At 67.0% G+C, this 12,354-nt stretch carries 10 protein-coding genes; 5 read left to right on the top strand and 5 right to left on the bottom strand.

The features are described from left to right. Nucleotides 1-71: 71 nt before the first annotated feature. Nucleotides 72-2,249 carry a hypothetical protein gene (locus EKH81_RS07260; protein ID WP_162224540.1) on the bottom strand — a complete coding sequence of 726 codons (2,178 nt, stop codon included), beginning with the start codon at nucleotides 2,247-2,249 and terminating at the stop codon, nucleotides 72-74. A 190-nt stretch (nucleotides 2,250-2,439) separates the two neighbouring features. Continuing rightward, nucleotides 2,440-2,853, bottom strand: coding sequence for an Lrp/AsnC family transcriptional regulator (locus EKH81_RS07255; RefSeq protein ID WP_162224539.1), 414 nt, complete (start codon nucleotides 2,851-2,853; stop codon nucleotides 2,440-2,442). Between the two features lie 102 nt (nucleotides 2,854-2,955). Here EKH81_RS07255 and carA point away from each other — a divergent pair, with 102 nt between their 5' ends. Further along, nucleotides 2,956-4,023: a glutamine-hydrolyzing carbamoyl-phosphate synthase small subunit gene (gene carA, locus EKH81_RS07250; protein WP_162224538.1), complete on the top strand. Its 1,068-nt coding sequence runs from the start codon at nucleotides 2,956-2,958 to the stop codon at nucleotides 4,021-4,023. A 104-nt stretch (nucleotides 4,024-4,127) separates the two neighbouring features. Continuing rightward, nucleotides 4,128-5,216, top strand: a complete 1,089-nt coding sequence (locus EKH81_RS07245; protein ID WP_162224537.1) for a peptidoglycan recognition protein family protein — start codon at nucleotides 4,128-4,130, stop codon at nucleotides 5,214-5,216. A 21-nt stretch (nucleotides 5,217-5,237) separates the two neighbouring features. Here the strand turns inward: EKH81_RS07245 and EKH81_RS07240 are convergent, their stop codons facing one another. Beyond that, entirely contained in the window at nucleotides 5,238-6,254 is a 1,017-nt protein-coding gene (locus tag EKH81_RS07240; protein ID WP_162224536.1) for a metallophosphoesterase family protein, read from the bottom strand. 232 nt (nucleotides 6,255-6,486) lie between these two features. On the opposite strand from EKH81_RS07240, the gene EKH81_RS07235 reads away from it, so the two are divergent. Continuing rightward, nucleotides 6,487-7,389 carry a Vms1/Ankzf1 family peptidyl-tRNA hydrolase gene (locus EKH81_RS07235; RefSeq protein WP_162224535.1) on the top strand — a complete coding sequence of 301 codons (903 nt, stop codon included), beginning with the start codon at nucleotides 6,487-6,489 and terminating at the stop codon, nucleotides 7,387-7,389. A 289-nt stretch (nucleotides 7,390-7,678) separates the two neighbouring features. Here EKH81_RS07235 and EKH81_RS07230 read toward each other — a convergent pair whose 3' ends face one another. Further along, nucleotides 7,679-8,491, bottom strand: coding sequence for a TrmB family transcriptional regulator (locus tag EKH81_RS07230; protein WP_162224534.1), 813 nt, complete (start codon nucleotides 8,489-8,491; stop codon nucleotides 7,679-7,681). A 58-nt stretch (nucleotides 8,492-8,549) separates the two neighbouring features. After that, complete coding sequence (locus EKH81_RS07225; protein WP_162224533.1) at nucleotides 8,550-10,256, bottom strand: DUF255 domain-containing protein; 1,707 nt, start codon at nucleotides 10,254-10,256, stop codon at nucleotides 8,550-8,552. Between the two features lie 591 nt (nucleotides 10,257-10,847). On the opposite strand from EKH81_RS07225, the gene EKH81_RS07220 reads away from it, so the two are divergent. Together EKH81_RS07220 and EKH81_RS07215 are read left to right on the top strand one after the other, a co-directional pair. After that, a complete protein-coding gene (locus EKH81_RS07220) occupies nucleotides 10,848-11,480 on the top strand; it encodes a DUF7504 family protein (protein WP_162224532.1) in 633 nt (210 codons plus the stop codon). 412 nt (nucleotides 11,481-11,892) lie between these two features. Next, nucleotides 11,893-12,201 (top strand): J domain-containing protein, encoded by a 309-nt coding sequence (locus tag EKH81_RS07215; RefSeq protein WP_238392142.1) that lies wholly within the window; start codon nucleotides 11,893-11,895, stop codon nucleotides 12,199-12,201. The last annotated feature ends 153 nt before the right edge of the window (nucleotides 12,202-12,354 follow it).

Below are 12,354 nucleotides of genomic sequence, written 5' to 3'. Positions count from 1 at the left end.
TCGTTCTGACCCGTCGCCGATGGATTTCGTGCCGGCGTCGTAGCTCCGTCCGAGACCGGCGGGGTCGCCGGTCAGAGTTTTCGGGCGTTGCGCGCCTGCTCGGAGCGACGGCGCGCCTGAGCGAGTCGGCGGTCGGTCGCCCGGGACAATCCGCCCGGAAGGTCCTCGCGGGCCTCGTCGAGTCTGTTCGCGACGTGTTCGAGTCGGGTTTCGACGGTTTCGAGTTGCTTGTTCGCCCCGCCCCGGTCGTCTGACTCGGCGCGCTCGGCGGCCCGTCGAGCGGCGTCGCCGACGGCGGCCAGCGCCCGCGTGAGTCCGCGCACGGCGTTTTCGGACCCGCCACCTCGTCGGTCGTCGTCGTCACCGTCCTCATCGTCGTTGCCATCATCGTCGTCGGCCACAGCGGCGACTTCGGCCCGCGTCTCCTCGGCGACGTCCGCCAGAAACGTCGCGAGCGAGGCCGTTCCCGTCCGGGGTTCGTCGATTCTGACCGCCGCCTCGTCGCCCGGATTGACGCGAAACGCGCCCACTTCGTCGTCGGTATCTCTCACTTCGGTCGTGTACGCGCCGCCCCGGTGGACGTAGACGGCGTCGGGGCCCGTTAGCGGCGCGTCGTACAGCCGTCCCGCGAAGTCGTCCTCGACGGCGAGGTCGCTGAGGTCGCGGTCGGTTTCGCGAGGGTCGACTTCGAGCCTCGTCGCGTTTTCCCGGGCCACGAGCGGTATCTCTCCGCCGACGCCCGCCGCAGTGACGGAGTCGTCCCCCGCGACCGACACGGTCTCGCTGTGCGGGGCGGCCCCAGCGCCATTGACCGTCAGTCGGTGGTCTCCCTCCGGAACGTCGTGGACGACCGCGACGCCGCCGAAGGTCGGGACCGCTTCCGGTTCGCTCTCCAGCATGGCGACCGCCTCGACCGTCGACGCTTCGGTCGTCAGCCCCTCGTCTTCGGGGGCGTCGTCGGACGTAACCGCTTCTGTGACGGTCGCGAAGACGCGGTTTATCGGTGCGGCCTCCCCGACGGCGTCGTAGCGGTTGGCCAGCGCCTCGCGGTGGTTCGGGTCGGAGATGTCGGCCGCGGGATTGTCGTAACGCGGTTGGTCCCACGGCGCTCCCGTCGTCGTGATGTGGCCCGCGACGGCGTTCTCGACGAAGTCGGGAACCGCGAACTCGAAGCTGAGTTGCGGACCGGTGAAGTCGGCGATGTGTTCGAGTTCGCCCGCGGGGACCAGCTCGTACTCCACGTCCGGCTCCGACTCGTCCCGCCGGGCGTGCTGGAACACCAGTCCGGTCTCGCGCTCCGGCAGGTCGGTCGGCGGCGAGGAGAGCGCGTCGAGCGACCGGACGGTCAGGTCGTCGTCGATAAGACTCGAACGTTCGACCGACGGGAGTCGCTCGTGGTCGTAAAGCGGTGCGCCGTCGAGTTCCGGGACGACGAAGGGTAATCGCGACCCCTCGTCGCGGGGAAGACCGTACGCAATCGGAATCTCGGCGAGGTCCTCGACGGCCTCCATGGCGCTGTTGGTGATGTCGGCCAGCGTGTCGCCAATCGGAAGTCGCTGGAAGGCGTCTCGTTCCTCGTTGAGCGACAGCGCGCTCGAATGGGAACCGAGTTCCGAGAGGATGCGCGGGACCATCTCGCGGTCCGGGTCGAGGAACTCGTTGTTGGGCACCTTCCGGGAGTGGGAACTGGCGACGTAGAGTTGGGGGTCTCCCACCGCGATAGTTTCGGACCCCGCCGAACCGTCCGAGGAATCTCCGCCCGCCGTGTCTACGAACACGTGAAGGACCTCCCAGTCGTGCCAGTGGAAGTTCGTCGTGAACTGGTCGAACGCCGAGTAGCACCAGTACTGGACGACGGCCAGCGGCGAGTTCTCGTACTGGACCGCGTGATAGAACACCGTCGGGTTCGGGGGAGCCTCGGCGCTCTCGTACAGTTCGGTGTACCCGTCGAGCGCGTCGAACCCATCGACGACCGTCTCGCCGTCCGCATCGCTCTCGTAGGGTCGCGGGTCGGTCGGGAACCACCGCTCTTCTTCGTCGAAGTACAGCGCCGGCGCGAACGCCACCGCCAGGTCGTGCGCTGTTTCGTCGTCGAGTTCGGTCGTCTCGCTGTCCTCGCCGGTTTCGAGAGCGCCACACCCCGCGAGCGACGCGACTCCGGTACCGGCGATAGCTCCGAGGACGGTCCGGCGGTTCACCGCCCGAGGGTGGTCTCCCGACACGGAATCACCGACCGCCGGTCGGCGCATCACTCGCGGGCGTTTTCCGCGGGTCCGGACACCGAGACAGTTTCGTGCGCTGACGAGTATTCCGATTCATATCCACGGGTGCCACCGACGGGCGATAGTTCTTTTGGACCGTGAAACGAACTGCCCGGGCGTCACTCGAATCGAAGGAGAGGCACGTCGAGGTAAAGTGACGGCTTCTGATGGTCGTCTCTCAACCCAACGTCTCGTTCAGAATCAGGCGGGTCTTCGTGTTCACGACCTCCTCCAACTCCCTCGCGCGCGTGATGAGTTCGTTCACGCTCTGCGTGTCGGCGGCGTCCACAACCAATACGATGTCCTCCTCGCCCGAGACCTGCCAGACGAAGTCCACCTGGTCCCAGTCGGCGACCGTGCCGCCGAGGTCGGAGGTGTTCACGTCCACCGCCACGTCGAGTTCTATCATCGCTTTCACGTTCCCGGTCCGGGTGGCGACCGTGAACCGCTCGATGACGCCTTCGTCGGCCATGCGTTCGACGCGGTTGCGGACCGTTCCCTCGCTCGTCCCGACCGCGTCGGCGATTTCGGTGTAGGGCTTTCGGGCGTCTCGGCGCAAGATGCTCAGGATTTCGCGGTCCAGTTCGTCCATCGAGATTCGAGGCTACTCGGTGAGGGTACTTGACAATTACGAAATTCGTAATCTAACTACGAAAGCAAGGTTTATGAGGCGGTATTTCGTATGAATCTCGTAATGTCGGACGCATACGTCGCGCTCGAAGGTGGCAGTGTGGTGGCGGCGCGCTGTCGCGCTCCGGGCACGTCCCACGGGGAACTAGTGTTCACGACCGCGTACACGGGATACGAAGAGAGTCTCACCGACCCCTCCTACGAGGAGCAGGTGCTAACGTTCTCGTACCCCCTCATCGGGAACTACGGCGTCCGAAGCGAGCGATTCGAGAGCGGCCGCGTCCACCCGCGCGCGGTCGTCGCGCGCGAACTCACCGACGACGTGGCCGAGTGGCTGACCGAGGAGGGCGTTCCCGCGGTGGACCGCCTCGACACCCGCGACCTCGTCGGCGAAATCCGAGAGGGCGGTGCGATGAAGTGCGGCGTCTCGGCCGGACCCGACGCCTCGCCCGAGGACGCGAAGGCCGCGCTCGCGGAGTGTCCGGGGATGAGCGACTACACGGACATCGGCGCGCAGGTCAGCGTGTCGGCTCAGAAGACCTACCCCGGCGACGGCGACGCCGACACGGAGGTCGCGCTGGTGGACTGCGGCGCAAAAGAGAGCATCGTGAAGTCGCTGGTCGAACGCGGCGCGACCGTCCACGTTCTGCCCTACGACGTGAGTCCGGGCGAGGTCTCCGACCTCGCCCCGGACGTGCTGTTCATCTCGAACGGCCCGGGCGACCCCGCGAACTTCGAGGCCGCCGAGTCGCTGGTCTCGGAGTTCGTCGGCGAGGTGCCGCTCGCGGGCATCTGTCTCGGCCAGCAAATCATCGCGCGAGCGCTCGGCGGCTCGACCGCGAAGATGGACTTCGGCCACCGGGGTGTGAATCAGCCGGTTCGGGACCTCCGCTCGGAGAAGGTCGTGATGACGACGCAGAACCACGGCTACACGGTCGCCGACCCCGGCGACCTCGAAGTCACGCAGGTCAACGTCAACGACGACACCCCGGAAGGTCTGGAGAGCGACGACCTCCGAGTCTTGACCCGCCAGTATCACCCCGAGGCGAACCCCGGCCCGAACGACACCCTCGGCTTCTTCGACGACGTGCTCGACATGGTGGACTGTCGAACGCCGGTCGCGGCCGACTGAAGTAGAGTCAACAGTTTTTCGTTTCGCCCCGGTTCAGATGTCGAGTAGAGGAATCTTTGTCCGCTAGACCAAAAATTTTTAACTTAGACGTGGATAATAAATGTATGGAGAAATCCAGACGAAACTTCGTCAAGCTAGCTGGCGGCGCTATCACCACGAGCGCCGTCCTCACCAGTGCATCGACCGCGACCGCACAGGAGAGCGTCACCGACGTGTACCGGTCGGCCGACCCGAGCAACTACACCGACGCGAATCGGTCGTCGTCGGACGTTCGATGGATAGTCATGCACACCATCGAAGGCTCCTACGAGGCGGGCTACAGTTGGTTCGAGAACCCCGACGCGAACGTGAGTTCCCACTTCGTCATCGGCAACGAACCCGGCCAAATCATGCAGATGGTCGATATCGAGGACATCGCGTGGACCAACGGCGGCGACGGGTCGTACAACGACACGGGCGTCAACTTCGAACTCGAAGGCTACGCCAACTCCACCGATTTCAACGACAACATCTACGAGCAGACCGCCGAAGCGGTCGCACACATCTGCGACAAGTACGACGTGCCCAAGCGCCACCCGACGTTCGACCTCGCGCCGTGTGACCCCTACGACGGGCAGGGCGGTATCATCGGACACAACCAGATTCCGAACGAAGACTGCACGGGCGTCACCGACGGGAAGGTCGACCCCGGCGACACGTTCGACTGGAACTACTTCATGGACCTCGTGGACGGCGAAGTGGACGACGGCGACGGTGGAGACGGTGGCGACGGCGGTGACGGCGGTTCCGCCGGATGGCCGACGTACTCGAACGGCGACGAGAACCGCGACGTGTACGCGGTCCAGTACCTCCTCGAAGCCAACGGCTACCCGATAGAGTACCACGACGGTATCTACGGCACCGAGGTCGAGACCAACGTCGAGAGCCTCCAGTCGGACAGCGGTCTCGCCGTCGACGGCGTCGTCGGGCCGAACACGTGGGACGAACTCGTCGTCACCGCGAGCAGCGGCGACGAGAATCAGGCCGTCCGCGCGGCCCAGGACAGTCTCCGGTACAAGCACGGCTACGACGTCTCGGTGGACGGCGTCTTCGGGTCCGGAACCCAGAGCGCGGTCGAGTCGTTCCAGAGCGCGAGCGCCATCACGGCCGATGGCGTCGTCGGTCCGCAGACGTGGGAGTACCTCGTCGGCTAAATCGGACGCCCGCGGCTCCTTTTATCGGTCCCGCTCGTCAGCCAGCGGCAGGTCCGAAAGCTGGTCGGCCACGACCTCCGAGACGGTTCTGCTCCGTGCCGAGTGGGTCCGGGCGAGTTCGTGCGCCTCGGCCACCCCCTCCGAATCGGCGACCGGGACCAGACTGAGAGTGGTCCCGTCCGGGCCGACTTCGAGGAGGGTGTACGCCTGCGGGAACGACGAGAGCGCGGGACACACCACACCGGTCGCGCCCTCGCACCGCGTGACGGCCGGGAGATGAACGTGGCCCGAGACGTGAAGCGCGTCGTGGCGCGCGAGAGTTCGCGCGAACGCCGCCGCACCCTCGACGGGCGGATGGGGCACCGCCGATTCGTCGCCGAAGCAGTCACCGAGCCCGGGGAGGTTGTGGTGGGTCACGACCAGCGCCGCGTCGGACTCGGCGAGCGCGGCGTCGAGCCACTCGCGCTGGGCGGCCGAAATCGAACCGGCGTGGGTCGCGTCGAGGCTCCCGTCCGGGGCCGAGGCGGAGTCGAGTCCCAGCACGTCCACGCCGCCGAAGGCCGCTCGGAACGGGAGTTCCCCCGGCGTGAATCTATCCTCGAACGTCGAGAGCGGCGGCGTCTCGTGAGCCTTGAACGACTTCGGCACGTCGTGGTTGCCCGGCACCGCGACCGCGGGAATCCGGAGGTCGCCGAGGAGGTCGGTGACGCCCGCGAAGTCCTCGGGCCTGCCGTCTTCGGTTAGGTCGCCCGCGAACACCACGCCGTCCACCTCGCGGGCGGTTGCGTCGGCGAGCGCGGCCCGGAGTCGCTCCTCGGTCCGGTGGAACACCTTCCACGTCCCTTCCTTACCGGTCGAGACGTGCGGGTCTGAAACGATGGCTAGCGCGGTCTCGGTGTCGGCTCTCGGGTGCGCGAAGTGCGCGAGCGTTCGCGCGCCCGCGTCGGCACTCAGAACTGTGAAATCGTCGGTGTCGGCGGTTTCACGTGGTGTCGCGTCGGTCGATTCGGCTCGTACCCCGGTCCCCTCCATGCTCATTGTCGTGTGGTGATACCCGTCTGAACCGGATAAAGTTGGCGCACATAATATATAGTTTAGGCAATAGACTATATAGTTTTGAGGCTTTTCTTCGCTCCCACAGAGAGCGAAGTCGGACGTTCGCTCCCGATTCGAGACCCGACACAGCCCGTATCCGCGCCCGTTCGGAGGAAAATCCCACACCGACTCGGAGGGGAAACTACTTCACGCCCGCGGACGCTGTTTCCGGCGAATGCTCGACGAGCTACTCGGGCGCGCCGACCTCAAGGCGCGTATCGACGAACTCGAAGAAGAGAACCGCCACCTCGAACGCCGGGCGGCGGCCGAGGAGGAGCGCCGGGCGGAGGCCGCGACCGCCCGACAGGAGGCCGAAGAGCGCGTCAACCGACTCGAAGACCGCATCGCGGAACTCGAAGACCGAGTCGGACGCCACGACGCCGACGACGCCGACGACGCCGACCTCGACTTTCGGGGCGTCGAGACCGTCAGCGGCGACCGACTCGCCGCGATACTCGACCGACTCGATTCGGTCGAAACCGAACCGGAGGCCGCGCTGACCGCGATGGTGGACGACGACCGCCGACTCCCGGAGGCGGTCGAGGACGCCTTTGGCGGCCACGCCTCGCTGGTGGGCCGGGCCGCCCCGTGTCTCGCGGTCGCCGACGACGCGGGTCTCGTCAGCGCCGCGCTCGCGCCGCCGGTCGCGCCCGACACCTTCACCGAGTGGGCCGACGGCTTCCGACTCGACCGCGAGTGGTTCCTGCCGACCGGCCGGTTCGCGCTCGCGCTCGTGCGCTCGGACGTGTTCGCGCTCGGCACCTACGAGGGGCGCGAGCGCGTCGATTTCGAGGGGTTCGAGAGCGACGTGAAATCCGACCACTCGAAGGGCGGCTTCTCGCAGGGCCGATTCGAGCGTCGGCGCGATGCACAGATAGACGACCACCTCGAAAAGTGCGAGGCCGCGATTTCGGCGGCGGACGCAGACCGGGTGTTCGTCGTGGGCGAGCGAACGCTTCTGGGGGAGTTCGAAGACCGCGCGGTCGCGACCGCGGCGGTCGATGCGACCGGCAAGCCCGAGGCCGCGCTCGGTGACGCGTTTCGGGAGTTCTGGACGACGCGACTCTATCGGATTTGAGGCGGCTGCGTTTTCGGTGGCTGAGTGTGAGGTAACGACGTTTTTGACGCCTGAGCTCGCGGTGACTGACGCGGAAAGAAGCTAGCTAGCTACTCCCGGTACCTATGAGACCGCCCCGCGACCGCTCCGCACGGCACCGCGCCCCGTTCCTCCCCGCGTGCGTCTGCGCTCGCGTGGCGAGCGCAGACGCGGCGCGTCCCGTGGTCGGTGTCGGTTCGCGGAACGGTGGTCGGTGTCGGTTCTCGGAACAGCGGTCGGCCGCAGTTTCGGAACCGAACTCGGCCGGAGTTCACGAGCCGCCGATGGAGAGGGGTTCGGCCTCCTCCCACCGGGGCGCGAACTCCTCGCGCACGTCGGCTGCGAATTCCGGGTCCTTGAGGTCTATCATCGCGAACGGCTCGCCCGGATTCAGGGGGTTCGCCACCTCGATGCACACCTCGACGCTGTCGATGAGATTGAACGTCCCCTGAACCCCCGCGGCGGTCCGGACCGTGAACTCGGGATGGTCAGAGAGCGTCTCGGCGTAGAGTTCGCCGACGCTCTCGGGGAGCGTCTCGACCATCGTGGGCGTCATGAGGAGCGACACCTCGACACCGCGTTCGAGCGCGGCGTCGAGGTGTTCGGCCACGAGGTCGCCGACGTTTCCGAGGTCGAACTGCGCCGACGACCGGCCGACAACCATCACGATTCGCCGGTCGGCGGCGTCGAGGCGTTCTACGAGCAGGTCGATGGACTCCTCGGCTCCGACCGCCGCGGTCCAGAACTGCTCTTCGACCGGTTCGGCGGCTTCGAGTTCGTCCGAGAGGGTGTCCACGATGCCCTCGTACTGGTCGGCCTGCTCTTCGAGGTCGGCGATTTTGTCCTCCAACAGCCGATTCAGCGCGGTGTCGGGTTCGACCGCGACGTACTTCTTGGGACGACTCGCGCTCTGTGAGCGCACCAAACTGTGAGTCTCCAGACTCGAAAGCACGTCGTAGATGCGACCCATCGGCACGTCGCTCGCGCGTGACAACTCCTTGGCGGTTGTCGGTCCCGCGTCGAGCAACGACCGGTACGCTCGGGCCTCGTACTCCGACAGGCCGAGGTCTCGCAGACTTGCCATACTCCGGCGTATTACGCTCGCGGCATATAAACTCCCACCCCGTTTGTCAGCGTGGGAACTAGAGTCGGGCGTCGGCGACTCGCTCGCCGAGTTCCTCGGGCGTGCTCGCGGGGGCCGAACGCTCACCCTCGGCGACGACGACGGCTGTTCCCTCGGCGGGTCCCTCGGCGTCGGGAATCACGACCTTCTCGTGGTCGGCCAACCGGAGCGCCGCGCGGTGGAGGTCCGACCCCGCCTCGTCGGCGACCGCGACGACGAGCGGGTCGCGACAGAGTCGCGCGGCCGCGGTCGCGTAGCCCGCGACCTGCACGCCGAATCGGTCGGCCGCGCCCGCGAACGCCGCGATAGCGTCCTCGGCCGCCTGCCGATAGCGGTCCTCGCCGGTCAGGAGTGCGAGGTCGGTCAGCGCGCCCGCCATCTCGGCGTTGTCGTCGAGCGGTCGGAGCGGCCGGTCCAGCAGGCCGGGACCCTCGCTCGGACCGTCCACGAACGCGGGCGGTTCGTCACCGTCGGCGTCGCTAGCGTCTTCGTCTCCGCCCTCGTCCCGGAGATTTTCGAGCGCGTGGTCGGCCACCTCGCGCGCGAGGTCGAGGTACTCGTCGTCCCCGAGGACCTGCCGGGCGGTCGTGAGCGCCGACACGACGTGGGCGTGGTCGGCGAGCAGGCCGGACTCGCCTTCCGAATCCTCGGTCCGGAAGTGCGTGACGACGCCGTCTTCGATGAGTTCCGACCGGAGGTGGTCGAGCGCGCGCTCGGCGTATGTGCTGGCGCGCTCGTCGTCCGTGTACGCGTGGAACGTCAGCAGCGCATCGACGGCCATCGCGTTCGAGTCGGCGAGGACGGTCTCATCGACCGCGGGCGAGTCGGCCGCCTCGCGGTCGCTCGGGTCGAGTCCGTAGTACCCGGGGTCGGCGGTGTCCTCGGCTTCCGGTTCGTCGCCGGGCGCTTGGCTCGCGGCAAAAGAGTCGCCGGTCCAGAGCGTCGTCGTGAGATACTCGACCGCGCGCTCGGCGGTCTCGCGGTAGTCGTCGTCGCCCGTGTGGAGGTACGCCTCGGTGAACGCCCGGACGAGCGCGGCGTTTGTCGAGAGAAGTTTCTCGTGGTGGACTTCCGACCAGTCGCGACCCTCCGCGAACCGGAAGAAGCCGCCGTCGTAGTCGTCGTGGAGGTACTTTCTGACCGCGGTCAGGGTGGCGAGCGCCTGCTCGCGCTCGCGCTTGAGCGCGAACTCCACGGTCCGGGGGAGGGGGAACTTCTCGCTGTCGCCCCACCCACCGAACTGCGAGTCGAATTTCTCGTCCAACTGGCCCGCCACGAGGCGCTCGATTTCGGGCGAGAGTTCGCCCGCCGGGGGTCGCTCGCGGAGGCTTCGGGGAATCCGGGCGGCGTCCCGGCCCTTGTGGGTCCAGAGGTCCCGAACGCGTTCGAGAACCTGTCGCATGCCGTCGATTCCGAGGTAGGTCGCGCCCGTCAGGGGGTCGCCCTCGGGCGTGGCGAACACGTTCGAAGGAAATCCGCCGACGTTGTATCGCTCGCGAACCCGCGGGTGACGGTCGATGTCCACCCGAATCGGTACGAACGAGTCGTTGACGTTGGCCGCGACCACGGGGCTCCCGTAGGCCTCGCGGTCCATCTCGTGACACCACGAACACCACGTCGCCGACAGCGAGAGCAGGACGGGCGTATCCGTCTCTTGGGCTTCGGCGAAGGCGTCTGGTCCCCACTCGCGCCACTCGACTTTGGTCCGTTCGGCGCTGTCGTCCATATCCGAGATTGGAATCCGGGCGGGATGGGTCTTGCTATGTGTCGAAGTTCACGGCCAAAAGCGCGTTCGAAGTTCGTGGCAAGAGAGCAGGAGGAGAGACTCCTCCCGCGAGTGCGCCCTCCGCCGAACGGCATCATCGGGCGGCCGGAGTCGAACGGCCGGGGTCGAACCGGCGTCGTTCGAATCGGGCGACTCTCGGCAGTCGCCCGATTCGAACGAGTGGCGCAAAGAGGTCCGTAATCTACGCTTCTTTCGCGTCCACTTAACTCTGCTGTTGGAACGGGCGCTTCGGTCGGCGTCTCGTTCCAAACGAAACGTATTTCCCCGCGGAATCTGAAAATACACATAGAGTACCGTCGGGCCTCACGCTTCTCTGCGGCCCGACAATCGCGTCTCGGTCGCACGTCTCTCGACAGCCGCGATTCCCGCGCTGTCGGTTCGGTCGTCCGACTTTCGGAGCATCATGATTCACGAAACACCCCTTCCCCGTCCAACGCGTCTCCGCGAGCGTCGTCGCTCGACCGCTCTCGCGAGCGAACCGCCCGCGAGACGCGAATCGGGGGACCGTCGCGACACCGGCGGTGGTGGGTCGTGACCCGACCCGCCGACGCGATGCCGGAGGTGCCCGCGCTGGTGGCCGGACGGACCCTCGTCATCGCGGAGTCGGGCGACCTCGAACGCTACAACCTCGATTTGCGACTCGCGCGCCGTCGAAGCACCCCGGGAGAAAGCGCGGTTCTCGTGACGACCGAGACCGACGCCGAGTGGATGGTCCGGCGGTATCGGTCTGTCACCGACGGCGAACCCGCCGACTCGCTCGGGGTCGTGGACACCGTCTCGGGAGACCAGAATCTCCCCGCGACCTACGCGGAGACACCGACGGCGTACGTCCCCGGCCCTCACGAAATCGAGCGACTCTCGATGGCGCTCGGGGACGTGACCCTGCCGCGTTCGCGCGAGGTTCGGCGACGACACCTCGTGTTTCAGTCGCTCACGCCCCTCCTCGAATCGGTGGACTCGGGAGTCGTAACCCGGTTCGTGCGACGGACCACCGAGGAGTCCCGGACCATCGACGGCTTCTCGATTTTCCGCATCGACTTCACCGCCCACGACGACGCCACGATGGCGCGAGTCCGCGAACTCGCCGACCTGCTGCTCTGGGTCGAGGAGTCGGCGAGCGGGCGTCTCGACTTCGAACTCGAACACGTGCGGTCGCGACCCTGATACTGTCGGACGTAATTCTTCGAATAGAGGATACACAGAAGACGAGGGGAAGAGCTGACGGAACGAATACTCCTGTCGAGTGAGCCTCGCGTACTTACAGCCGACAGTATGATTCGGAGCGCTGGCGACCGCCACCCTCACCGACGGCGAGACGCTTACAACCCCGGCCCACCAAATTCGACCGTGAACCAGACGCGACTCCTGTTCGGCCTGGCGGCGGTCCTGGCGGGCATCGCCACGCTGGAGTTCGTGCTGGCGTTCGTCTACGGCCCCGTGTTGCTCGCCGTCGCGCTGCCGTTCGCGGCGGCGGCGTATCTGGTGTGGTACCAAGCCAGCGGTCGCCTCCGCGAGCGGGTCGAGGCCGGTCACGCCGGGCGCTACCGTCGGGTCGAGACCGAGCGCGGCGGGTTCGGTGCCGGACCCAGAGAGTCGTTTTCGGGACGTCGCGGCGGGTTCGGCGCGCGAGACGCCGGACGAGGTTCGAGGGGCGGGGGGGGGGGGGGGGGGGGGGGCCCGCCCCCCCCCCCCCCCCCGCGACACCGGGCCGAGCGCGGCCGAAGCGTACCGGACGCTCGGTCTCGACCCCGGTGCCGACGCCGACGCGGTCCGCCGGGCGTACCGCGAGCGAGTCAAGTCGGTCCACCCCGACCGCGACACCGGCGACGAGGACGAGTTTCTCCGGGTCAAGGAGGCGTACGAGCGACTCCAGGACGCGGACTGACCCGCCGGTTCGGCGTCCGGGAGTGACCTGCCAGTCCGAGTCCGGAAGTCGGCGAGAGCGCGGCGACCACCACGCGGATTTATTACGGATGGGTCGTAACACATCGATTACTCTCCCCCGCACGCATGTCAGCGAGATTTCCGCGAAACTTCA

The organism is Halorussus amylolyticus (assembly GCF_004143485.2).
GTDB classification, from domain to species: domain Archaea; phylum Halobacteriota; class Halobacteria; order Halobacteriales; family Haladaptataceae; genus Halorussus; species Halorussus amylolyticus.
Note: the sequence above shows the minus strand (reverse complement) of the source record. Positions and strands in the feature narration are given on the sequence as shown.

What these genes read in the sequence shown, in the direction of transcription:
- EKH81_RS07230 (WP_162224534.1), bottom strand. Translation starts at nt 8,491, where the DNA reads ATGGCAAGTCTGCGAGACCTCGGCCTGTCGGAGTACGAGGCCCGAGCG.
- EKH81_RS07225 (WP_162224533.1), bottom strand. Translation starts at nt 10,256, where the DNA reads ATGGACGACAGCGCCGAACGGACCAAAGTCGAGTGGCGCGAGTGGGGA.
- EKH81_RS07245 (WP_162224537.1), top strand. Translation starts at nt 4,128, where the DNA reads ATGGAGAAATCCAGACGAAACTTCGTCAAGCTAGCTGGCGGCGCTATC.
- EKH81_RS07235 (WP_162224535.1), top strand. Translation starts at nt 6,487, where the DNA reads ATGCTCGACGAGCTACTCGGGCGCGCCGACCTCAAGGCGCGTATCGAC.
- carA (WP_162224538.1), top strand. Translation starts at nt 2,956, where the DNA reads ATGTCGGACGCATACGTCGCGCTCGAAGGTGGCAGTGTGGTGGCGGCG.
- EKH81_RS07240 (WP_162224536.1), bottom strand. Translation starts at nt 6,254, where the DNA reads ATGAGCATGGAGGGGACCGGGGTACGAGCCGAATCGACCGACGCGACA.
- EKH81_RS07260 (WP_162224540.1), bottom strand. Translation starts at nt 2,249, where the DNA reads ATGCGCCGACCGGCGGTCGGTGATTCCGTGTCGGGAGACCACCCTCGG.
- EKH81_RS07255 (WP_162224539.1), bottom strand. Translation starts at nt 2,853, where the DNA reads ATGGACGAACTGGACCGCGAAATCCTGAGCATCTTGCGCCGAGACGCC.